This window comes from Shewanella sp. UCD-KL21, assembly GCF_001957135.1.
Lineage (GTDB): Bacteria > Pseudomonadota > Gammaproteobacteria > Enterobacterales > Shewanellaceae > Shewanella.
Window position 1 is genome coordinate 139,761 of sequence record NZ_MPHK01000007.1, and the last position, 22,998, is coordinate 162,758.

Sequence of the window (22,998 nt, forward strand, 5' to 3'; positions counted from 1 at the left end):
TCGCAGCAAGACTTTACTTTATATCAAAACAGCTTCATCTATCCAATTTATACTTGTTATCACCAGCATTCACCAAATCTATGACAAAGCGCCTTTTTTGGTTAATTTACTACGTTTCAGTAATTAAAATAACAAGGTTAAACATCCCCTCTATTTATTTCATCTGCCGTTTGAGTGATTAATTGACGCATCCATTTATGTGCTGGGTTATGCTGAAGCAAAGGGCTCCAAGCCATCGTCAATGCGATGGGTGGGATAATAAATGGCGGCTCTACTATACTCACACGGTCATTATTCTCGTGCTGACGGGCCATCTTACTTGGTATGGTTGCGATCAAATCTTGTTGTTCAGCCAACAAACACGCTGCTTGGTAATGGCGAGTAAAAACCGTTATTTGCCGTTTTACCCCAATTCGCGTTAATGCTTCATCCACCCAACCTAAGCGCTGAACATCAGCAGGATCCATCCCTACGCCAACGCCCATTCCGGTTTTACTCACCCACACATGTTTGGCTTGCAAATAACTGTCTAAAGAAAACGTATGCAAAACAGGATTAGTCTTACTAATCAAGCAACTGAAGTCATCATTCCACAACACTTTCTGGTGAAATGATTGCGGAATACTGTCGAAACGGTTGATCACCATATCGACTCTTCCTTGTTCTACATCAGGGAAACTGACATCACTTGGGGTCATGATATCTAAAATAATGTTTGGTGCTTGAGTACGAAGTTTTGCAATTAGCGGCGGAAGTAAGGTCGCTTCAGCATAATCACTGGCCATGACACGAAAGACTTTGTCACTTTCTTGTGCATTAAATTTAGCCGGTGGCTGTACGGCTTTTTCCAGTCCGATAATCAACTTGCTGATTATGGGTTGCAGCTCATTCGCTCGCTCGGTCGGCGTCATGCCCTGACTGGTGCGAATAAGTAAGGGATCATCAAACAAGGTTCTTAAGCGTTTTAGGCCGTTACTCATTGCAGGTTGGCTAATTCCAAGTTGGTCAGCTGCTTTAGTCACATTTCTTTCACGTAACAAAACATCTAAATAAACAAGGAGGTTCAAGTCGACACGAGATACATTCACAAGATGAATACCGAGAATAGTAAGTATAAATTAGACTTATTTAACCAAATCTAACTATTATTTTCAACGTAATCATTCGCCGCTTATCTATTTGTTAAAGGAATATACACATGACTAACTACAGAAGTAATATCGATGAAGCTGCTACCTTGATTAAATCAGAAGGTAGTGCATGGAATGCCATCAACCCAGAATCAGTCGCTCGCATGCGTCTACAGAATCGTTTCAAAACTGGGTTAGACATCGCAAAGTACACTGCTAAGATTATGCGTGAAGACATGGATAACTACGATAAAGATTCATCGCAGTACACTCAGTCTCTAGGTTGCTGGCATGGTTTTATCGGCCAACAAAAAATGATCTCTATTAAAAAGCATCTGTTAACCACCAAACGTCGTTACTTATATCTTTCAGGTTGGATGGTTGCAGCACTTCGTAGTGAGTTTGGTCCATTGCCTGACCAATCTATGCATGAAAAGACCTCTGTCGCAGCACTGATTAAAGAACTATACACTTTTCTTCGCCAAGCTGACGCACGTGAGCTGGGTGGCTTGTTCCAAGCACTAGACAATGCTGACGAGTCAGAAAAAGCGGCGATTCAGCATAAAATTGAAAACTTCGAAACCCATGTTGTACCGATTATTGCCGATATTGATGCAGGCTTTGGTAACGAAGAAGCCACTTACTTGATGGCAAAACAGATGATTGAAGCGGGTGCTTGTTGTATTCAATTAGAAAACCAAGTGTCTGATGTAAAACAGTGTGGCCACCAAGATGGTAAAGTGACCGTACCACATGTTGAATTCCTCGCGAAAATTAATGCGGTTCGTTATGCCTTTTTAGAACTAGGCATTGATGACGGTGTGATTGTTGCCCGTACCGATTCATTAGGCGCAGGTCTTACGCAAAAAATTGCCGTAACAGATAAAGCTGGCGATTTAGGTGAGCAGTACAATAGTTTCCTCGAAGTGGAAGCGGCTGATACAGCAACACTTAAAAATGGTGACGTGGTATTCCAACAAGATGGCAAACTGGTAAAACCTGCTCGTCTACCTAATGGTTTATTTAAGTTCCGTGCAGGAACAGGTGAAGCACGTTGTGTACTTGATTGTATTACTTCACTACAAAATGGTGCTGACCTACTGTGGATTGAAACTGAAAAGCCTCATGTATCTCAAATCGGCGGCATGGTTAACGAAATCCGCAAGGTGATACCTAACGCTAAACTTGTGTATAACAACTCACCATCGTTTAACTGGACGCTTAACTTCCGTCAGCAAGTATTTGATGCGATGCAAGCAGCAGGACAAGACGTTTCAGCTTACGACCGCGCACAATTAATGAGTGTTGATTACGATACCACTGAGCTTGCTATACAAGCTGATGAAAAAATTCGTACTTTCCAAGCTGATGCGGCTCGTGAAGCGGGTATTTTCCATCACCTTATTACGCTACCAACTTATCACACTGCAGCGCTATCAACTGATAACTTGGCTAAAGAGTACTTCGGCGACCAAGGCATGTTGGGTTATGTGGCTAATGTTCAACGTAAGGAGATCCGTCAAGGTATCGCCTGTGTTAAACACCAAAACATGGCAGGTTCTGATATGGGCGATGCACATAAAGAGTACTTCTCAGGTGATCAAGCGCTTAAAGCGTCAGGTAAAGACAACACAATGAACCAGTTCTAACCACGCGTTTTACAGGCTTGTTTTACAAACTAAAATGAGCTTTTAAATTCGCGATAACTGACACCCAAAAGCCTGAAGCAAACCTTCAGGCTTTTTTGTATTTAGCTCACCTAAAAAAAAGAACTGGGAACACAAACTGGATTATGTGAGGGCACAGTCTGACCTCACTTATTACAAACATGACTATCAACACCCGCAATCATTAGCCGACTCATCGAACATGGGCCTAAATTGATTTCTTAACAGTATTTAAGTTGTTAATTTTTTAATGCTCTTAATGGAAATTAGTAAAAAATCAGTCTATTGTATAAAAAACAAACGGAACATAGCGCATTAATGAGCAATAAGAGTCAAGGATGATGTAATAGCCGCAGAGTTAACAAGCGCCAACTCACAGCAATACAAGCCCTCCTCATTACTCTTTCAAGCGTTTAAAACCAATAAACGGTAACAATCATGGTGAGCATATTCATATGCTTATTCAATGGTGATGTTGCAAACCCGGTCAAGATGAATCGGTTCAATTGAGGATTAACTATGGATGGCGAAAAACTCAATACGCTACTTACCACGGTCACAGACAATGCAATTAAAGCCTATTCTGAATACGGCGACCAAATGCTATTTGAGCTTAATCGCTGGATTGCAGAGCCTGAGCAAAGTCGGTTTCTTAATGGCAACTCTCTAGACTTATTGATCAATAGTCACCGTAATCACCTCGGGTTTATCAACCAAGTTCTGGAGTCGCGCGATGGAACCGCTTTAGTTAAAGCCCTTCCCTGGTTTTATCATGCTTATCACTCCCAAGGGGTGCCATTTAGCTACTTTGTAGAAAAGTTTGAAAAATGGCAGCAATTAATCTTAAAGACAATTCCAGAAATTGAAGCGCTGCAATTAACTCAAATATACGATTGGATGCTAAGCGCCCATGAAGAATGCTGCAGCTTAATGGAAGCCGGCCAAGAGCAAGGGTTTATTGAAATGAATAACCCTTTTCTGCAATACATTATTGCTGGCAACCACCGCAAAGCCTACAGCTATGCACTCAATAAAGTCACCACATGGCAAGACTTTGAACAGTTTTTCAATCAAGAGGCTCAACCGGCTCTCTACCAAATCGGATTGCTTTGGCAAAATGGTGAGGTATCGGTATCAACAGAACATTTAGCCACAGCCATAACCAACCGCGTACTAATAGGCCTGCTTATGCATCTGGAGCCGCCAGAAATTACCAAAGAGAAAGTACTCGTCACTTGCGCTACATCAGAACACCACCAAATCGGCTCATGGATGGTAGCAACAGCCTTAGAAGCTGATGAATGGGATGCCACTTTTCTTGGCGCTGATGCCCCTAAAAGCGCCATACTTGATTACATAAGCAAAGAGTCACCTAAAGCCGTGATGATTAGTGTGACTATGCCTTATAACATTAAAAAAGCGCGAGAAGTCCTGCAAGAAATCCAAAGCTTATACCCCAATATAAAAACCATCGTCGGCGGTCAGGCACTGTCATTTTTTGATAAACCAGAAGAGGTACTTAACGCTGATTTCACCACCAGTGATTACAAAGCCGCGATTCAACAACTCAACTATTGGTTAGCCCCATGAAGCTGCCACACGAATGTGCCATTGATATCACTAATAACAGCAAAGTCTTAGCTATCGCTGAGTTTGCTTACGATGGCACATTAATCACTCACAATCGGGGCTTTCGCTTACTCTTTGCGCTTTTTCTAGCTGATAACAACTGTTGGCAGGACTTTTTTTTAGAGGACGCCTCTCAAATCATACAAAATGAACAACTCGATTTGGATTCAAATACCCAGTTTTTGAAAACCACAAAAGGCAGCAAACTGCTGTGTTCATTTCGTAAAATGCCATCTTCCTTCTATTGCATTGGCGAGATTTTAGACTTAAAAGAAGAACAACTCATTGAGGAGATTAGTGATCTGAGCAATATAATGGCTAAACTAAATCTTCAGCTTCGAAAAGAAAAACAACAACTTATTCAAGCCAAGAAAAAAATAGAAACCATATCACGTGAAGATCCACTCACTTCGCTGCTCAATCGTAGAGCATTTTTTGACATCATTTATCCGAGAATATCTTTAGCAAAGCGGCAAAAGATGGAGATCACCCTATTTTTTATTGATTTAGATTATTTCAAATCGGTCAATGATAACTGGGGCCATGATGCAGGGGACTTGCTCCTTACCGCGATAGCAAACATGCTGAAAAAAACACTGCGCCTAGAAGATATTATTTGCCGCTTTGGAGGAGAAGAGTTTGTCATTGCCCTAACCGGACAAACCTTAGAATCAGCACTGATATTAGCCAACCGTATTTTAGAAAATTGCAGAGCGACCCATATAGAATCAGTGGATAGAATAAGTACCCTCTCAATCGGAGTGGCGCAGTGGGACAAAACAGAAGATATACACAAACTTATTAAGCGGGCAGATGACGCATGCTATATGGCTAAACATAGCGGTAGAAACAAATACGTAGTTTCGCGCGCCCTACCCAGCATGCAGCGGGTAAAACCAGAAACTGAAAGCTCATCTTAAGCCACGTCAGATACAGGTAAATTAGCCAATAAATATGGGGTCATGTAATTACTAGCGAGAAGCTTATAAACCAAGCAGCAACATAGAGCTGAGTACCGCTTAGCCCTATTATAAAGCCTAAAAACCTCAGCTAAGCCATGGAAAACCTATACAAATCAGGTTATCGTATGCAAAACAAACGGAATGTCGCTGTAAGCCCACAGCAAGAGTCATGGATGAAGCATTAGCCACAGAGTCAGAACAAGGTACTTAGCCATTTAACCCCAAACTAAGCACCGACTCACAGCAATAAAGCCCCTCCCGTTAGATCTCATCAAAGCAAGTCAAACTAACAAGCAGAAATAGTCTTGGGTGGCCATGTTATTTAGTAGAGTTACAAAAGACAGAATTTATGCAAAATATAAACGATAACATTATCAATATTAATGATTTCTTACATCTTAAAAAAACAGCTAAGCCGATTACTCGATATTCTCAATATCAGCAAGAAGAACTTGCATATATCATTATGACACGGGCTACTGGTCTAATAAATTTTTATGAAAAAGCCGATTTTTATCTTAAGTATGCTACTGAGTTTTGTTTTGCACATGGACTAGAAGTCAGAGATATCAATATTGAACGTAGGCTTCGCCAGTCCAATCCAGCATGGCAGATGCCTTATTAACCCTTATGGTTCCAACCCTATAATTTGGAAGTTTTCAGCGTGGAAAAAAAAGAAATAACAAAAGTGATGTCAGTAATTGAAAATGCAAAGATGCCAGATTGGGTTTACGCTATTTATTTGCCTATTTTAGTTTTTGGTTTTTCTTTATCGGTATTTTCGATAGGAATGATTTTAGTTAACACATTCCATTCTGGTGACCCTATTGAGCTTGTACGTTACCTGATACTTTTCATGTCCGGTTTTGCATTGATAATTGCAGATATAAAATTGTGTGAGTTAAGTGTGTACCACGACACAATGCGTTTATTACGCGTTTACCAACCAAGTGTTACGTCTATCGAGTTGGTGATTAAGTCCACACCTTATAGGAAACAAACCATAACATTTGACGCATTAAAGGATTGGGTTGCCAATAGCGAACGTCCACATATATAGACTTAATAGCGTTAGCTTCAATATTAGGGAGCAATCATCAGTTTTTAATTATATAAATTTGATATTGATAGGCTATAAATCTAAGAGCTAAAATTTATGGGTAGCATGTTATTTTCTTCGATAAAAATAAACATGGATCGCCACGATATTTCTATAAAACAAAAATACTGAAACCGTAACAAGCTGATACAAGTCATTATTTTAAATACTAAAAAGATTAAAAAATACACGGTCAGTTATGGAAAAAGTACTCCAAATAAGATATTGTTTCCGAATTGAAAGCAATGTTACTCAGCAGTAAGTAAATGGCTTCTAAAGATGGAATGGCATAGTTTGCATATCTCAGCAAACATGTTTACTAATCATATCTTCCTATCTTTAGAAAAGCTTACAAGAATTATAGTAATCAATAATTAAAATATAACAGCCCCCTTATCGCTCTCAGGGGATCATTTACATCATAAAATTTAAAGAGAAAAAAATGAAAAAAAGGAATATTTTCACATTTTCGGTCATGGCATTGTTTTGCTTTCATGCACCGACTTTTGCAACAGGGCTAGATGCAACCTCTGCATCAAAAAATACTTCAATTGAATCCACTCAAACCTTCTTAAAACGTAAAGTTGCTATTGCACGATTTTCCAATGAAACCCAAGCAGCAAACAGTTTCCTAGTTGACAGTTCAAATAATCGAATAGGTAAGCAAGCGGCCGATATTCTTAGTGCACGCCTTACTGATACAAATAAATTCATCATGTTTGAGCGCCTTGATAATGAAGAGGTCAACTCGGAAAACATATTAAAAGGTATAAGCGACAGCGGTGTTTCTGTTGATTATTTAATCGTTGGCTCAGTCAGTGAATTTGGTCGTTCAGCAGAAAGCACAACGGGTTTATTCTCCCAATCAAAATTACAAAAAGCATATACCAAAGTGAATGTACGCCTGGTTGATGTTGTAACAGGAAGAATTATCAGCTCTGTTGAAGGCGCTGGCGAAGCGACAACAGAAACTAAGAAAACCCTTGGTGCAGGTACTTCAGCTGCATTTGATCAAAGCCTTACAGATAAAGCTTTATCACAAGCCATTTCTCAAATGATAAGTAACCTAGTAGAAAACATGACTTCCAAACCATGGAAATCATTTTTCTTATCAAATGATGATGGCACATTCATTATTTCTGGTGGTGAGGCTCAAGGGCTTACAGCAGGAATGGAATTGGTTATTTACCAAAATGGCAAGCAAGTTAAAAATCCGCAAAGCGGTGGTGTGATTACTTTACCAGGTAAAAAAATTGGCAAGGTAACAGTTTTATCAACCTATGGTAATGATGAATTTGAACAGATCTCTTTTGTCGATATTATTGAAGGTAACATTACTGATGACCTGTCTAAATATTACCTTTCAGATAAATAATTCGAGGCTTTCATGAGAACATTAATATTTATTTTCCTAAGTTTTTTTCTAATGGCATGTGGTTCAAACGTGCAGCGAAGCCAAACTGGACTAGAGCATGAGCAGCAAGTCGTCATTATTGCAGATGTTTTAGTTGGCAATTCAATTACGGTAGCCACGATCAATAATTATATGATTAATGATAGTGATTTAACCCCATATTCGACAGGTGTTGTAGGAGCTGCTGACGCTGAAGATGAAAACCGTGAGATTCTCATTATCAAATTAGATAAAGGCTCACATAAGCTGTTAATTAAAAGCGCTGCTGGAAACGTACTTTACTCTAAAGATATCTACCTCGCAGATGGTCAAGTAAGAACCATCAGACTTTAAAGGAAATTAATAAATGCTAACTAAAACAAAATATTTCTTCATTATTGCCACAACATTTATGTTTGCTGGCTGTGCTTCGGTTACCGAAAGTGGCTACTACTGGGGAAGCTATTCTGAAACTTATTATGAATATATTAAAGCACCCTCAGAGCAAAGTGTCACCGAGCACCTCAATGAGCTAAATGATATTGTTAATGTTTCAGAGAAAAAAGGCTTAAAGGTACCGCCAGGAATATATGCAGAAATTGGCTACATTACAGCTAAGCGAGGAGACAAGGATAGCAGTATCAATTATTACCGCCAAGAAGCTGAATTGTACCCAGAATCCAAAGGCTTTATTGAACGTTTAATTACAGATCAAAAATAGGAATGAACATGCGCATATTAATTTCAATTACTCTTGTTTTTCTCATGTCAGGTTGTGCAGCGACTACGACAACTAAGGAAGCCGCATTTCCTGATATGTATTCAGATGTGAATCGTCAAACCATGCTTATCGTTCCTGTTATCAATGAAACAACAGCCGCAGAAGCGCCAGATTTTCTTAATGCAACAGTTGCCCAACCTCTAGCCGATAAAGGCTATTATGTTTTACCTGTACCTATTGTAAGCAACATCTTCAAGGAAGCTGGGATCATTGATGGCACGCAGCTACAAGGAATCCCTTTTTCTACTTACAAAGATAAGTTTGGCGCTGAGTCAGTACTATTTATTAAGCTGAAAACATGGGAAACCAATTACATGGTCATTGCTGGCAATGTGACTGTTGGTATGGAATACGTACTAGTTTCAGCAGAAACAAATAACGTTTTATGGTCGTACCAAAACACATTCGTGTTAGATACTTCTGGCTCTTCAGGTAATTTAATTGCCGACATAATCGTTACAGCAATCGCCACTGCAGCAACTGATTACGTACCAGTGGCAAGACGAGTTCACGCCAACGCAGTAACAACTCTTCCTGTAGGTAAATACCACCCTAATTACCTAAAAGATGGAAAAGTAAAAAATGTTATCCCAGAACTCGCTACAGCCCCAGTAGAGAGATTCTAATCAATAAAAAAGTGGAGTCAGACTCCCAAACAACAAAAAGCAGCTGATGCAGTATTACTAAGGTTAAGTAGCCAACAAAAAAGCGAACCAATCGGTTCGCTTTTTTACTTTAATAAATATCTAAACTTCAATGAAGTCAACTACCTCGATAATGGCGTCGCTGGCGATGCTGCTCTTTACATGAACAGCTCGGCGACAGGCGAATTGAAAGCTTTCGCGCGGAGTTGACTGGTGTCAATGAGCACGAAAGCTGAAATTCAACGCCGCAGTAGCGAGCCTAAGCAGCCATTATCATCATTCATATTCACCAATGGGTACACAACTACACATTAGATTGCGGTCTCCATAAACATCATCAATACGATTAACCGTTGGCCAGAACTTATTCGCTTTAACCGCTGCACTTGGGAACACGGCTTGTTCACGGCTGTAAGGGCGTGAGTCAAACTCAGGGTCCATAATGTCTGCCATAGTATGCGGTGCATTGTGCAGTGGGTTATTGTCGCTTGGCCACTCGCCTGCTTCGACTTTAGCGATTTCGCCACGAATTGCGATCATCGCTTCAATGAAACGGTCTAGCTCAACTTTTGACTCTGATTCTGTTGGCTCAATCATTAAGGTACCCGCAACAGGGAAGCTCATGGTTGGCGCATGGAAGCCATAGTCGTTTAGACGCTTAGCGATGTCCATTTCAGTGACACCTGAGGTTTCTTTCAGTGGGCGTAAATCAATAATACATTCGTGCGCTACGCGCTCATTACGGCCAGTAAATAATACTGGGTAATGACCTGACAATTTCTTCATCACGTAGTTAGCGTTTAGCAATGCCATTTGAGTTGATTGCTTAACCCCTTTAGTGCCTAACAACTTAATGTACATCCAGCTGATAGGTAGGATGCTGGCACTGCCGTATGGCGCGGCTGATACTGCGCCATTGTGGTCGCTTTCGCGGCCAGGTTTTACTACTTTATGACCTGCAACAAACGGCGCTAAATGCTTTTTAATGCCGATTGGGCCCATACCTGGTCCGCCGCCGCCATGTGGAATAGCAAAGGTTTTATGCAGGTTAAGGTGCGATACGTCAGCGCCGATAAAGCCCGGTGATGTTAAGCCAACTTGTGCGTTCATGTTGGCGCCATCAAGGTACACTTGACCGCCATGTTGATGAACGATTTCACAGATTTCGCTAATTGATTCTTCATACACACCGTGGGTCGATGGGTAGGTGATCATGATGCAAGATAAGTTATCTGCAAGCTCTGCCGCTTTGGCTTTTAAGTCTTCAAGGTCAACGTTACCGTCTTTATCACAAGCGGTAACAACCACTTTCATGCCTGCAAGCTGCGCAGACGCTGGGTTAGTACCGTGAGCAGATTGCGGGATTAAACAGATGTCTCTGTGGCCTTCGCCGCGTGATTCGTGATATTTCTTAATCGCTAACAGGCCAGCGTACTCGCCCTGTGCGCCAGAGTTTGGCTGAATACAGACTTCATCGTAGCCAGTAATGTTAACGAGAAAGTCTGATAGCTCATTGATTAACTGGGTATAACCCTCGGCTTGGTTAAGCGGGCAGAATGGGTGCATGTTAGCAAATTCAGGCCAGCTGACAGGCAGCATTTCAACGGCTGCGTTTAGCTTCATGGTGCAAGAGCCTAGCGAGATCATTGAATGATTTAAGGCTAAATCTTTATTCTCAAGACGCTTGATGTAACGCATCATTTCAGTTTCGCTTTGGTAGCTACTGAATGTTGGGTGAGACAAAATCTTGTCGTGACGGATTAGCTCAACTGGAATTGATTGCACTGCGCCAGCCAGAATGTCAGCATCGAGTGTTGTTACGTCTAGGCCGTGATCTGCACCTAAAATAACATCAAATAACTGGGCGATATCTTCACGGGTGGTGGTTTCGTCAAGACTAACACCAACAATACCGTCGTGGTCGATACGCAGATTGATTTCTGCGGCGGTGGCGCGCGCCGTCACTGCGTCTACATCAAGGCCGGTTAATGAAATAGTGTCAAACCAAGTATTGTTAACTAACTCAACGCCTTTGGTTTTAAGGCCAACGGCTAAAATGTCAGTTAAACGGTTAATGCGTTTAGCGATGTTTTTAAGGCCAACCGCGCCGTGAAATACCGCGTAGAACGACGCCATATTGGCTAATAAGATTTGCGCCGTACAAATGTTTGAGTTGGCTTTTTCGCGGCGGATATGTTGCTCGCGAGTTTGCATTGCCATACGCAGGGCTTTATTACCGCGGGTGTCTTTTGATACCCCAATAATACGACCTGGCATTGAACGCTTGTGGGCGTCACGGGCAACGAAGAATGCCGCATGCGGCCCGCCGTAGCCCATTGGCACGCCAAAACGCTGAGCGCTACCAAAGACGATATCTGCGCCCATCGCCCCGGGTGATTTAAGTAAGACCAGTGACATGATGTCGGCAGCAACTGTGATGATGGCTTTCTTTTCAGTCAGCTTGGCGAACAACTCGGTGTTGTCGTTGATCTCACCAAAACGGTTAGTGTATTGGAATAATGCGCCGAATAACTCGTAGTTAGCAGCCTCGTGTGCTGGGCCAACGATAACTTCAAAACCAAAACATTCTGCGCGGGTTTGCACTACGTCTAATGTTTGTGGGAATACGTCATCGGCAACAAAAAAGATGTTAGCTTTTTTAGCTTTTGATACTCGCTTGGCCATGGCCATTGCTTCAGCGGCGGCGGTTGCTTCATCAAGTAATGAGGCTGAGGCAAGGTCGAGTCCGGTTAAGTCCATAGACACTTGTTGGAAGTTTAAAATGGCTTCTAAACGGCCTTGGGCGATTTCTGGCTGATACGGGGTGTACGCTGTGTACCAACCCGGATTTTCAAACACATTTCGTAAAATGACATTGGGTACTTCTGTACCGTAGTAGCCCATACCGATATAGCTTTTAAAGACTTTGTTTTTGTCTGCTATGCCACGGATGTAAGCGGTGCCTTCTGCTTCGCCACATGAATCACCAATGGTCAATTCTTGCGGTAAACGAATTGAACCCGGCACTGTTTGTGCGGTTAAGTCTTCAAGCGATTCTGCGCCAACAAAATTCAACATTTCTTGCTGTTGAGTTTGGCTTGGGCCGATATGGCGGCTTAAAAACAATTCGTGTTGCTCTAATTGAGTTAGGGTCTGCTTTGTCATGAGAAATCGTGTTCCAAATCTGCCAGTATTTTGCGGTAGGGCATCAATAGCTGGTCTAGGAAAAAAATGTTGTAATGCAATACTGATACGCGGGACGTAAGGATCGCTAATGCCTTTAAATATTTAAAGGTAAAACAAAAGAAGCTCCCAAGGGAGCTTCTAGTAGCGTCGACGATTATTCTTCGTCAATCACTTCTTGGTAACCGTCAGCGTCTAACAAGTTAGCCACTTCAGCTTCGTCTGAAGGCTGAACGCGGAAGAACCAACCTTCGCCAAATGCTTCGCTGTTTACTAGCTCTGGTGAGTCTTCTAATGCTTCGTTTACGGCAATCACTTCACCTGAAATCGGTGCATAGATGTCTGATGCAGCTTTAACTGATTCAGCGACTGCGCAATCTTCACCGGCTGTCACTGTGTCGCCAACTTCTGGTAATTCAACGAATACCATGTCACCTAATAGCTCTTGTGCATGCTCAGTGATACCGACAGTGTAAGTGCCGTCTTCTTCTTTGCGGATCCACTCATGAGATGATGCATATTTAAGTTCAGCTGGAATGTTGCTCATTGTCGTAATTCCTATATCTATAAATTTAAAGCGTAATCGTTAGTGTTATTTAAGTGCTGGCTAACAACCTCATTAGCAACACTTTTTATTATTCAGTGATTTCAATACAAGCATTTATAACGCTTTGGTTAGAATGCTTGTTTACCATTTCTGACAAAGCTTGGCGCTATTACTTTAACAGCTACGCGCTTTTTACGCATTTCCACTTCTGCTATGTCGCTAATGCCTTTTGGAACTCTTGCCATGGCAATTGAGTAACCTAAGGTTGGCGAGAAGGTGCCGCTTGTAATTGAGCCTTCATGCTCTACGCCGTCTGCATCAGTAAAAAATACTGGCATGCCGTGACGCAGTACGCCTTTTTGCTCCATCACTAGGCCAACTAATTTGTCTGGTCCAGCGGCTTTAATGGCAGTTAATGCTTCGCGGCCAATAAAGTCTCGCTCGCTTGGTTCCCATGCGATAGTCCAGCCCATGTTAGCGGCTAATGGATTAACAGTTTCGTCCATGTCTAAACCATAAAGGTTCATGCCGGCTTCTAAACGCAGGGTGTCACGGGCGCCAAGTCCACAAGGCTGTACGCCTGCTTCGAGTAAGGCTTGCCACAAGCTTTCTGCTTCTGCTTCAGGGACGATTATTTCGTAGCCAACTTCACCGGTGTAACCGGTAGTAGCAATAAACAGTGAACCTGCTTGCACACCAAAGAATGGCTTCATGCCTTCAACGGCGGCGTTTTGCTCAGCGCTGAATACCGTGGCGGCTTTGGCTTTAGCGTTAGGGCCTTGAACGGCAATCATCGCAAGTTCAGGGCGCTCAGTAATCGTCACCTCAAAGCCTGCAGATTGTTTTTCCATCCATGCTAAATCTTTTACCCGTGTTGCTGAGTTAACCACAACGCGGTAATGGGTATCGCTAAGATAATAAGTGATAAGGTCGTCAATGACGCCAGCATTGTCATCTAACATGCCGCTGTATAGCGCCTTGCCAGCAACTTTAAGCTTAGCAATATCATTTGCTAATAATTTGCGTAGGAATGCACAAGCATCGGTACCGGTCACATCAACCACTGTCATGTGTGATACATCGAACATACCAGCGTTTTGACGCACGGCGTTATGTTCTTCGATTTGTGAACCGTAGTTAAGTGGCATGTCCCAACCGTGGAAGTCTACCATCTTGCCATTTGATTCTAAGTGCTTGTTAAAGAGTACAGTTTTATTAGCCATTATTATCTCTTTTTTATGAACCTTCTGAGGGTAAAACTAATGAAGGTATTTTATAAATGCGCCAAAATTATACCCACAGGGTTAATTTTGTATAGTAGGAAATTTTCTAATCTGAGACTTTGTCATTAGTTTAGCTAATGCGACTATGGACGTTTTAATATCTTTATTTAGGCTAACTCGGCCCATCCCCTGATATATAAGGAGTTTTAGGCCGAATTTACTAAAAAATTTAATCTCGACACAGCTTAGGAAGTTTCACTTTATTGCCTATAGCCTGTTTGATGAACACTGTTTTTAGTCCTGCGACATTATCAACTAGGTTTAAACCCAGATCTCTGAAGGCTTTTTTGATGGGATTGTTACCAGAAAATAGTCTTTTAAAACCTTCCATTGCGCTGATCATTTCAATGGCGTCGGCTTTTCGCCAGCGCTCAAGGGCGCGAAGGTTGGCGTAATCGCCAAGATCTTTACCGGCATCATGTAACTCACTAATGGTTTCAATAATACTGGCGGCATCTAAAAAGCCTAAATTTACCCCCTGACCTGCTAACGGATGAATAGTATGGGCGGCGTCACCAGCTAAAATCAAACGATGGCGCGCAAAATGGCGGGCATAACGCATCCGCAGTGGGTGAGATTGTCGCTCGCTGACCAGCTCACAAATGCCTAAACGGCCATCTGATGCGGCGGTTAAGGCTTTTGAAAACTCATCGCTTGATAAGGCTAATAATTCTTCAGCTTGCTGGGGCGATACTGACCACACAATTGAGCATAAATTGTCTTCATACAATGGCAATAACGCCAATGGGCCGTCGGCTAAAAACACTTGACGGGCGGTGGCATCGTGGGGCTCAGTGGTGCGAATTGTGGCGACAATGGCGTGATGACCATAATCCCAAAAGGTTAATGGAATTTGGCATTGGCTGCGCACCCAAGAATTAGCGCCATCAGCGGCAACCACCAGTGCGGCGCTTAGGTTGTCGCCGTTATCTAAGGTTAGCCATGATTCACGTTCACCAAAGGCGATACGCTCTAGTCGCTGGCCTTCAAGGTGGGTGATGTTTGAGAGTTCTGCGGCGCGTTTTGCTAAGGCAAAGCTGATGGCTTGGTTTTCAATAATCGCCCCTAGTGAGGGCTCGCTGATACTGGCAGCATCAAAGGCGATTTTACCTAAACCGTCTTTGTCCCACACCGCCATTTTTGAATATGGGGTAGCACGTTCGGTATCGATATATTGCCAAGCACCTAAGTTAGTCAGTAATCGCTCACTGGCTTTGTTAATGGCGCTTACCCGCAGGCGTGGCTCACCTGATACCGCTTCAGTTTGGCCGGCATCAATAACCACCACATTCAGATTTGCTTCAGCTAAACCAATTGCTGTTGCCAAGCCAACCATACCACCGCCAACAATGGCTACATCATAGGTTTGAGTTTGAAACATGTTAATCCTTTATTTTTCTGGTTATCAAGCGCGCTGCGGCATGTGCTATGTGCTATGTGCTAGTCACAGTATAAAAAGCTTAAGCGCTTTTCCAGCCCATGGCTTTATGAGCAATCGGCGCTTTAAGTGGTGGACACCAAGATAATAATCTTAACCCTAAACTGCGCCCTGCCACTAATGGCCAGTACTGATTTGAGAAGCCGCGCACTAAAAATTCAACGTTATTAATGGTGGCCATTCTATCTTGCTGTCTTGATGCAAGATAATGATGGATAAGCGAATTGTGGCCAAGGTCTACATTTTCAATGCCAGCTTTAATACTTGTTTCAACAGCATCAATTAATCCAACCACATCACGTAGACCTAGGTTAAAGCCTTGACCTGCTATGGGGTGTAAGGTTTGCGCCGCATTGCCAATAAACACAGTGCGATGATAAATCGGTCTTGGCATGTAAGATAAGGTTAATGGATAACTCACCCGTGAGCCGACATCCATAAAGCGCCCGGCGCGGTTACCAAAGGCCTGTTGCAGCGCGGCTAAAAAGTCGGCTTTATCACAGTGTTTAAACTGCTGGGCTTGCTCAGCATCTAGCGCCCACACTAATGACAAGCGAGTTTTACCATTTATTGGCGCCATGGGTAATAAGGCTAATGGACCAGTGTCAGTAAAACGCTCATAAGCCCAACTTTCATGGGGCTTGTCCGTTTCTACATTGGCCACCAGCGCCACTTGTTCAAATTCAACTTGAGTCACATCTTGTTTTAACGCTTGGCGCACTTTGGAGTGAGCGCCATCAGCAGCCACTAACAACTTGCTGCGAATTTGCTGACCGTTATCAAGGGTAATCGTGTGACCATCGATATCGGTTTCAAGCTGAGTTAGGCTTGCTGGGCAGTGTAATTTGATATCCGCTTGTTGTAGTTGCTCAAACAAGACTTTACCGACTTTCGCTAGCTCAACCACTTGCCCCATTGATGGCAGGCCAAATTGCTCAGCGTTAAGCTCGGTCATGCCAAAGTGGCCGCGATCTGAGATATGAATATTTTCAATATCGCTGCCAAGGCTGGCGATAGTTGGCCAGATACCCAGTTGAGTTAACTCAAATACTGAGCCGTGGGCAATGGCGATTGAGCGCGAGTCAAACCCTGGGTGATTATCATCAGGTTTTTGCGCTTCAATTAAGGCAATAGATAAAGGACGCTTCAAAAGACTTGCATGCTTGGCTGATAGTTTGGCTAATCCTAGCGCTAAGCTGGCTCCTGCCATAGCGCCGCCAACAATAGTAATATCCACCTGTTGTGGTGGCTGTGGTGATGGGGCACTTGCCTGTTTGCTATCTGTCTTCGCGTTTAACTCAGTCATAAAGCCTGTTCTTATTGTTTTTGTTAATTATGATATGAATTGAATATTGTGATGATGGTATTGCTATTGATACAGCTTTTAGCCATGTTGCTGGCTCGTGTTTGACTCATGTTCTGGCTGAACTCAAGTATCTGTGATGCCAGCTGACCTTTCACCCCGAGCCAACACGGCCCAAGGCGAAAGCTACATTCTAATTAGTGTAGCGGCGCTACTGGCGCTTCTTCATCTAATGGCATTTCTGGGCCAAATTCTGAATAACATAAAATAGCCGCCATTCTGACAAACTCGTGCAGTTCGATAAATGCAGCTTCTGATTCATCATCATCGCTAACATCAAATTCCACTTGTGCAATAGCACCTAAATCTTGGATGATTTCGCGCACATCACTTGATGCGCCGTTAAGCTTTGGCTGAATAAGCGCAATTGCGGTTAAGTAGCTTTGCACCCATAGGGCAAGGCACTCTAAGCGCAAGCTGAGTAGCTCTTCTTCTTCTGGTAATAACGGCGTAAAACCAAATTCAGCATCGCTTAAGCGAGTCGCTGTGTCTTGGAATAATTCATTGATAAGTTGTTGCAGTTCAGTGCTGACTGCTTGACCGTCATTCATCAATTCAAGTAATGGCTTTTGCCAAGCTAATTTTGCTTGATCTACCCCACCACAAATTAAACCAACTAATGCGCCATGCACCTCAACAGGATGCTGACCAATTTCAGCTGAATCTAACGCTTGTTTTAGTTTTTCAATACATAAAGAAGGAGGGGTTGCCATGATATTGTTCCAGTTATATTCGATCAGATGCAATGCTAGCAGAGTTAATAACTGCCACCAAATTGTTCATTGCGATTTGCTAAGTATAATAGCAAATTGACCAAAGCTTCACTAACCCCGCCGCTATAAAGCTAAAGCTGATATTAACAGTCTTGTCTATAACGCAATCAACTAAGCGTTTTGCACTAAAGCGAGTATTCTTAAACGGTAAACTGTTCGATGCCATTAATTTGTATAAATAGAAATGACGATTGTAACGGCTATTGTAACGGCTATTGCAATGACTGCTTGTATCAGCCTAGCGATAACGATCAGCTAGGCGCTTAACGAGTTGTCCAGCCTGACGTGTAGAGAGTTTAGCCATAATTATGTTTTAAGATTAATTATGCTCAGACAACAAGCAAATAATCGTAAAGGCGGCGAGTTACCTTGCACTTTTAATAGTAGCGCTATATAGTCCGCAAACAGACTAATACCGTTATCAACTGTGGTAAAAGCGTAACGCAGAGGCGTTATCGCGAGGTCAGTCGTTAACCTGCTACAATTTTTATTTTTCGACAAATAAGGATCTTCAGCGAAGCATGAGTAATAGTGCTATTGATATCTCCCTGTTAGGGCGCACCTACTCGATTAATTGTCCCAAGGGACAAGAGGATGCTTTACGTGCGATTGCCAAGGGTGTCGAACAGCAGCTTTCTACATTAAAAACACGTACCAACAATTTGAGTCGCGAAGAATTAGCCATTATGGCCGCGTTAAATATTGGTCATGAGTTGTATGAAGAGCAGCAAAAAAATCAGCAGTATATGGCGCAAATGGATGAGCGTATCTCGTTATTACAATCAACGTTAGAAAACTCGTTGCTTGAACGAACCACCAAGAAAGGTTAACAATTTTAGAATTATGTATTGCCGCTAGTAATGGCTAACAGTACCTGATTCAACCCTGTTTTGCTCCCTGGGATATTCGCTTGTAGGTTATGTCCCTGTGCCGATATTTACAAACCCAGGGTGAATGCTTTCATTGACATTGCGTATGCTCGGCTCGTATCGAGAAACCTTAGGATATGAACATTTTCCCGCCTTGAACCTACGGTTCAAGGGCTGCACCGACGGTCGGTATTCTGGGGAGCAATTTAATTTAAAACAAACCACCTCAATGGTGGTTTTTTTATGGCTTAAATTAGCGTTAACCTACTTATCCCCGAGCATTTAATTATCCAAGCACCTTCACAAACTCGGTATTCTGGCAAAGTAACTCATTTTTAAACAACATCTTCATGGTGGTTTTTTATGGCTGAAATTAGCGTTAACCTACTCATTCCCCGAGCACTTAATCGTCCAGCCTCTTCACAAACTTGGTATTCTGGCAAAGTAACTCATTTTTAAACAACATCTTCATGGTGGTTTTTTATGGCTGAAATTAGCGCTTACTTACTCATCTACCAAACACTGAATCATCCACCAAACACTTAATCAACCAGCACCTTCGCAATCCCACGAGCATAGATAAAACCGATACCACCATGTGCTTTGCAGGTACCAAAAATGTGACGCATAATGCCGGTGGCGTATATGATCCCGGGGTGTGGAAAAATGCTAAAAAGTTAGCCGCTGGCGACAAAGACGATGATAAGAAGGCATTAGCTATTCCGGCCATTAAAAACATTATTGAAGCCCATGAAACCAAAACAGATATCCCCTTACTGACTGAAAACTGGGTGTCAAAAGATATCAAAGAGGCAGTAGTCACCAATTACCAAAGCTTGTTATCTCAACTTCAAAAACACAATAGCAAAGGCTTTGCCTGGCAGTTGATCAAAGGCATTGTTAATTGGGGATTAATTTTAGCTATAGTCGCCATGTGTTTTGCCATGCTAGCACCTGAAATGATTTATGATGCAGAGTATCGCTCAGGCCTGCTAAGCCATTATCAATTTTTTATTGATTTTCTGTTAGCTAGATTCAGCCTTTATGGACTTCCCGCTTGGTCAAACTACCCCATCGTCCTAGCATGGTTTTGGGGATTATATGTCGCTATTCCTAAACTGTATTGGAAGCAAATTAGCCAACAAAAACGGCTAGGGTTAACAGTATTTTCTGGCTATGTTTTTTCATACATGTCACTCAAGCTTCTTGCTGTCGTGTTAAGCATTAGTCACTACCCTTTGCTCCCCACCAACATGCTAGTGGGTGGTGCATTACTACTAAGTTTATATCTGGTTTTTGTTGGCTTTTTTGGACCTAAAAAGTGGTACTTTAAAATACTGGCAGGTGTGGCTGCTGTGGCGGGTGTCGCAGTGCTACAAATCGGCTTAGCAAGCTTGAGCGCTCAAGTGCAATTTATGCCAGAGCACTATACTCATTACTCGCAATATTTAGGCGCTATACTGGAACCGGCTATTCAATATATACCGTTTACTTATATTGAGATCGCAGTATTAGCGGTTGCGACAGGGATTATCACCACCCGCAGACGATTCTGGATAAAGGCCAAAACCGCATTCTCTGAATACGACTGCGCCGTATTGCTTAAATCTTTAAAACTGGACCAATAACTATCCAATAAAGCGACTGGCTGGGGGATATTTAGCCAGTCGCCCTTTTAAAATAGCCTCGAACGCAGTACTCTAACCTTAATAGACATGGCAAGTATGGAGTACAGCCAATAATGAGTATGACCCGCTTAATGACCAATGCCATCTCGGTCGAACCTTCACCTTCTCGCACTCCTACTGTCAGTATCACTTATTTCTCTTCCATCAATAAGCCTGCAAACACCATAGCGCAAACCAATAAACACCATATTAGTGCGCATCAAACTCTGAGTATTGTGGCAGATGATAATCAACATCTTGATATTGATAACCTTAGCCATCAAGACCAAGGTTTTGAGCTGAGCGATCAAGAACGTTACGCCTTATTTGATAGCCAAGGTATGAACCGAGACTTTATTCGCCGGCATATTCGTCAAGAACGTAACAGTTACACCCAAGCAGAACAACACCAGCTGTCGTTAATTGCCTGTCGCCATATGCTGGCAGAAATACAGCAAAAAAATGCACAAACAGTGGCTCTGTACATCAGCCATGACGGTGAGCTGGCAACACAAAAATTGATAGAAGCCCTGTGGCACATAGGGGTAAAAACTTACTTACCTCGCATTCACCCGTTTAGCAAAGGTAACTTAGTGTTTTTGCATTACCATGCAAATTCAAAAATGGTTATCAATCAATATGGTATCTCAGAGCCTGCGCTGTCGGTGCAAGATATTATCCCAGTAGATAAACTGGATATGATTGTCACGCCACTGGTTGCGTTTGATGACAAAGGCAATCGCATGGGCATGGGCGGTGGCTATTACGATCGCACCTTATGCCAAGTGGTTGATGGCAAACCATTAGCGGTCGGGTTTGCCCATGACTGCCAGCAAGTGAGCCAACTTCCCATCGAATATTGGGATGTGCCGTTACCGATAATTATCACCCCCACAAGACGTATATCCTGCATCTAAATCATTAATCTGTCGGCGATTTAACCTGCAAAAAGCCCATCACGACAACATCATGATGGGCTTAATATTAGCCTTAGAGGTTATAATAACGCATTAAAGCACTGGCTTTAACTCACCGCTTTATCTAACGCTTGGCTGATATCGGCAATAATGTCATCGATATGTTCTATGCCCACCGAAATACGCACTAAGTCTTCTGACACCCCTGCTTTGGCCAATTCTGCGCTGTCTAACTGACGGTGCGTGGTACTGGCAGGGTGACATGCCAGTGACTTGGCATCGCCAATATTAACTAATCGCAGCACCATTTGCAGTGCATCAATAAATTTACCGCCAGCCACTTTACCCGCCTGTGCATCGGCCGCTTTAATGCCAAAGCTGATGATGCCAGACGCTTTACCGCCAGTGATTTTTTTACATGTCGCGTTAAATGGGCTATCAGCTAATGCCGCATAGTTAACCCAACTAACACTGGGGTGTTGCTGTAAATACTCGGCTAAGGCGAGGGCATTACTGCAATGGCGCTCCATACGCAGGCTTAAAGTTTCTAGCCCTTGGAGTAATAAAAACGCACTTTGCGGCGCTAACGCTGCGCCAGTATTACGAAGTGGCACGACCCGGCAACGGCCAATATAGGCAGCGGGGCCAAAGGCTTCGGTGTACACCACGCCGTGATAAGACGGATCAGGTTGATTTAAAATCCCAAAGCGTTCTTTATTGGCTACCCAGTCAAATTTACCTGAATCAATGATGACCCCGCCTATGGTGGTGCCATGGCCGCCAATGTATTTTGTCAGCGAATGGATGACGATATCTGCGCCATGATCAAAAGCGCGGCACAGCACTGGCGTTGCCACAGTATTATCGACAATTAACGGCACCCCATGTTTATGGGCAATGTCAGCTAAGCGTTGTAAATCGACCACGTTGCCAGCGGGGTTGCCGATGGATTCACAAAACAGCGCTTTGGTGTTGTCATCGATTAAGGCATCAAGGCCGTCAAAATCATCATAGGCCGCCATACGCACATCAACCCCTTGGCGCGGCAAAGTATGGGCAAATAAGTTATAAGTACCGCCATATAACTGGCTAGTACTGACAATGTTATCGCCTACTTGGGTGAGCGCCTGTATCGCATAGGTGATGGCAGCCATGCCTGATGCGACAGCTAAGGCGCCAATACCGCCTTCGATGGCGGCTAAGCGCTGCTCAAGCACGTTAGTGGTTGGGTTCATGATGCGGGTATAGATGTTACCGGCCACTTTTAAATCGAATAGATCGGCCCCATGCTGGGTATCATCAAAGGTATAAGAGGTCGTTTGGTAGATGGGCACGGCAGCGGCTTTGGTGGTGGCCTCTGACTCATAACCGTAATGTAATGCTAATGATTCAAGCTTCATATTTTCTGCAGACATAATACCTTCCTTACCTTATTTTTTGCCTAGATAGATTGTTCGTATCCATTGTTCGACTAGATTGCTCGACTAGGTTGTTCAAATCGATAGATTTTCTAATAGATTGTTTAAATAGTTAAATTATCCAATAACATGCGCAGCCATTAAAAAATCACCCAAAAACAGCTTAATTCCACCCTAACAATAAGACGTCTAGATGTCTATTTAAAATATTCAGCCATCAAAAAAGGGAGCCGCG

20 protein-coding genes and 1 other RNA gene are annotated in these 22,998 nt (G+C 42.8%); 13 read left to right on the top strand and 8 right to left on the bottom strand.

From position 1 onward, the window contains the following. Window positions 1–137: 137 nt before the first annotated feature. Window positions 138–1,088, bottom strand: a complete 951-nt coding sequence (locus BM739_RS08540; RefSeq protein ID WP_076539614.1) for a LysR family transcriptional regulator — start codon at window positions 1,086–1,088, stop codon at window positions 138–140. 110 nt (window positions 1,089–1,198) lie between these two features. Between BM739_RS08540 and BM739_RS08545 the strand changes: the two genes are divergently transcribed. The 9 genes from BM739_RS08545 (at window position 1,199) to BM739_RS08585 (ending at window position 9,287) form a co-directional block, all read left to right on the top strand. Beyond that, a complete protein-coding gene (locus BM739_RS08545; protein ID WP_076539617.1) occupies window positions 1,199–2,779 on the top strand; it encodes an isocitrate lyase in 1,581 nt (526 codons plus the stop codon). A 537-nt stretch (window positions 2,780–3,316) separates the two neighbouring features. Next, on the top strand, window positions 3,317–4,387 hold the full coding sequence (locus BM739_RS08550) for a B12-binding domain-containing protein (protein WP_076539619.1): 1,071 nt from the start codon (window positions 3,317–3,319) through the stop codon (window positions 4,385–4,387). After that, window positions 4,384–5,346 carry a GGDEF domain-containing protein gene (locus BM739_RS08555; RefSeq protein ID WP_076539622.1) on the top strand — a complete coding sequence of 321 codons (963 nt, stop codon included), beginning with the start codon at window positions 4,384–4,386 and terminating at the stop codon, window positions 5,344–5,346. Before BM739_RS08550 ends, BM739_RS08555 begins: the two co-directional genes overlap by 4 nt. A gap of 391 nt (window positions 5,347–5,737) precedes the next feature. Then, on the top strand, window positions 5,738–6,013 hold the full coding sequence (locus BM739_RS08560; protein ID WP_076539625.1) for a hypothetical protein: 276 nt from the start codon (window positions 5,738–5,740) through the stop codon (window positions 6,011–6,013). A 39-nt stretch (window positions 6,014–6,052) separates the two neighbouring features. Continuing rightward, window positions 6,053–6,448, top strand: a complete 396-nt coding sequence (locus BM739_RS08565) for a hypothetical protein (RefSeq protein ID WP_076539628.1) — start codon at window positions 6,053–6,055, stop codon at window positions 6,446–6,448. 481 nt (window positions 6,449–6,929) lie between these two features. Further along, window positions 6,930–7,862: a CsgG/HfaB family protein gene (locus BM739_RS08570; RefSeq protein ID WP_076539631.1), complete on the top strand. Its 933-nt coding sequence runs from the start codon at window positions 6,930–6,932 to the stop codon at window positions 7,860–7,862. Window positions 7,863–7,874: 12 nt separating this feature from the next. Beyond that, window positions 7,875–8,234, top strand: a complete 360-nt coding sequence (locus tag BM739_RS08575; protein WP_139326853.1) for a hypothetical protein — start codon at window positions 7,875–7,877, stop codon at window positions 8,232–8,234. 13 nt (window positions 8,235–8,247) lie between these two features. Beyond that, window positions 8,248–8,601 (top strand): DUF4810 domain-containing protein, encoded by a 354-nt coding sequence (locus tag BM739_RS08580; RefSeq protein WP_076539636.1) that lies wholly within the window; start codon window positions 8,248–8,250, stop codon window positions 8,599–8,601. Window positions 8,602–8,609: 8 nt separating this feature from the next. After that, entirely contained in the window at window positions 8,610–9,287 is a 678-nt protein-coding gene (locus BM739_RS08585; RefSeq protein ID WP_217697833.1) for a GNA1162 family protein, read from the top strand. Between the two features lie 294 nt (window positions 9,288–9,581). Here the strand turns inward: BM739_RS08585 and gcvP are convergent, their stop codons facing one another. The 6 genes from gcvP to BM739_RS08615 form a co-directional block, all read right to left on the bottom strand. Next, on the bottom strand, window positions 9,582–12,470 hold the full coding sequence (gene gcvP / locus BM739_RS08590; RefSeq protein WP_076539641.1) for an aminomethyl-transferring glycine dehydrogenase: 2,889 nt from the start codon (window positions 12,468–12,470) through the stop codon (window positions 9,582–9,584). A 175-nt stretch (window positions 12,471–12,645) separates the two neighbouring features. Beyond that, window positions 12,646–13,035: a glycine cleavage system protein GcvH gene (gcvH, locus tag BM739_RS08595; RefSeq protein WP_076539644.1), complete on the bottom strand. Its 390-nt coding sequence runs from the start codon at window positions 13,033–13,035 to the stop codon at window positions 12,646–12,648. A 128-nt stretch (window positions 13,036–13,163) separates the two neighbouring features. Next, complete coding sequence (gcvT, locus tag BM739_RS08600) at window positions 13,164–14,258, bottom strand: glycine cleavage system aminomethyltransferase GcvT (RefSeq protein ID WP_076539646.1); 1,095 nt, start codon at window positions 14,256–14,258, stop codon at window positions 13,164–13,166. A gap of 229 nt (window positions 14,259–14,487) precedes the next feature. Then, a complete protein-coding gene (locus tag BM739_RS08605) occupies window positions 14,488–15,699 on the bottom strand; it encodes an FAD-dependent oxidoreductase (RefSeq protein ID WP_076539648.1) in 1,212 nt (403 codons plus the stop codon). A 79-nt stretch (window positions 15,700–15,778) separates the two neighbouring features. Beyond that, complete coding sequence (ubiH, locus tag BM739_RS08610) at window positions 15,779–17,062, bottom strand: 2-octaprenyl-6-methoxyphenyl hydroxylase (RefSeq protein ID WP_083698104.1); 1,284 nt, start codon at window positions 17,060–17,062, stop codon at window positions 15,779–15,781. A gap of 194 nt (window positions 17,063–17,256) precedes the next feature. After that, window positions 17,257–17,832 (bottom strand): UPF0149 family protein, encoded by a 576-nt coding sequence (locus tag BM739_RS08615; RefSeq protein ID WP_076539651.1) that lies wholly within the window; start codon window positions 17,830–17,832, stop codon window positions 17,257–17,259. A gap of 581 nt (window positions 17,833–18,413) precedes the next feature. Here BM739_RS08615 and zapA point away from each other — a divergent pair. The 4 genes from zapA (at window position 18,414) to BM739_RS08635 (ending at window position 21,345) form a co-directional block, all read left to right on the top strand. Then, window positions 18,414–18,722, top strand: coding sequence for a cell division protein ZapA (gene zapA / locus BM739_RS08620; RefSeq protein WP_076539654.1), 309 nt, complete (start codon window positions 18,414–18,416; stop codon window positions 18,720–18,722). Between the two features lie 61 nt (window positions 18,723–18,783). After that, window positions 18,784–18,966, top strand: a non-coding RNA gene (gene ssrS, locus BM739_RS08625) — 6S RNA. Window positions 18,967–19,381: 415 nt separating this feature from the next. Beyond that, window positions 19,382–20,389, top strand: coding sequence for a hypothetical protein (locus BM739_RS08630; protein WP_139326854.1), 1,008 nt, complete (start codon window positions 19,382–19,384; stop codon window positions 20,387–20,389). A 113-nt stretch (window positions 20,390–20,502) separates the two neighbouring features. Then, window positions 20,503–21,345 carry a 5-formyltetrahydrofolate cyclo-ligase gene (locus BM739_RS08635; RefSeq protein WP_254843512.1) on the top strand — a complete coding sequence of 281 codons (843 nt, stop codon included), beginning with the start codon at window positions 20,503–20,505 and terminating at the stop codon, window positions 21,343–21,345. Between the two features lie 107 nt (window positions 21,346–21,452). Here BM739_RS08635 and BM739_RS08640 read toward each other — a convergent pair whose 3' ends face one another. Continuing rightward, window positions 21,453–22,745 carry an O-acetylhomoserine aminocarboxypropyltransferase/cysteine synthase family protein gene (locus BM739_RS08640; protein ID WP_076539767.1) on the bottom strand — a complete coding sequence of 431 codons (1,293 nt, stop codon included), beginning with the start codon at window positions 22,743–22,745 and terminating at the stop codon, window positions 21,453–21,455. Between the last annotated feature and the right edge of the window lie 253 nt (window positions 22,746–22,998).